At 48.3% G+C, this 567-nt stretch carries 2 tRNA genes and 1 rRNA gene; all 3 read left to right on the forward strand.

Annotated features, from left to right (window positions below):
* Positions 1–92: ribosomal RNA gene (locus tag HU762_RS26535) — 16S ribosomal RNA — on the forward strand; the annotation flags it as partial.
* A 123-nt stretch (positions 93–215) separates the two neighbouring features.
* Positions 216–292: transfer RNA gene (locus HU762_RS26540), tRNA-Ile, on the forward strand.
* Between the two features lie 10 nt (positions 293–302).
* Positions 303–378, forward strand: a tRNA-Ala gene (locus HU762_RS26545).
* Positions 379–567: the final 189 nt, after the last annotated feature.

The raw sequence follows: 567 nt of genomic DNA on the forward strand, positions 1-567 counted from the left end.
TCGGGAGGACGGTTACCACGGTGTGATTCATGACTGGGGTGAAGTCGTAACAAGGTAGCCGTAGGGGAACCTGCGGCTGGATCACCTCCTTAATCGACGACCGCAGCTGCTCCATGAGCTCCCACACGAATTGCTTGATTCATTGAAGAAGACGATAGAAGCAGCTTTAAGCTCCAAGCTGATAGCTCACAGCTAACAGTTACAAGCTCGAAATTGGGTCTGTAGCTCAGTTGGTTAGAGCGCACCCCTGATAAGGGTGAGGTCGGCAGTTCGAATCTGCCCAGACCCACCAATTTTGTAATGGGGCCATAGCTCAGCTGGGAGAGCGCCTGCCTTGCACGCAGGAGGTCAGCGGTTCGATCCCGCTTGGCTCCACCATAAACTGCTTCTGAAAGCTTAGAAATGAGCATTCCATCGATGTGATGGTGAATGTTGATTTCTAGTCTTTTGATTAGATCGTTCTTTAAAAATTTGGGTATGTGATAGAAAGATAGACTGGACGTTACTTTCACTGGTAACGGCTCAGGCTAAGGTAAAATTTGTGAGTTCTCTTAGTTGAGAAATTCG

Source organism: Pseudomonas sp. SWRI92, from assembly GCF_014268685.1.
Classification (GTDB): Bacteria; Pseudomonadota; Gammaproteobacteria; order Pseudomonadales; family Pseudomonadaceae; genus Aquipseudomonas; species Aquipseudomonas marvdashtae.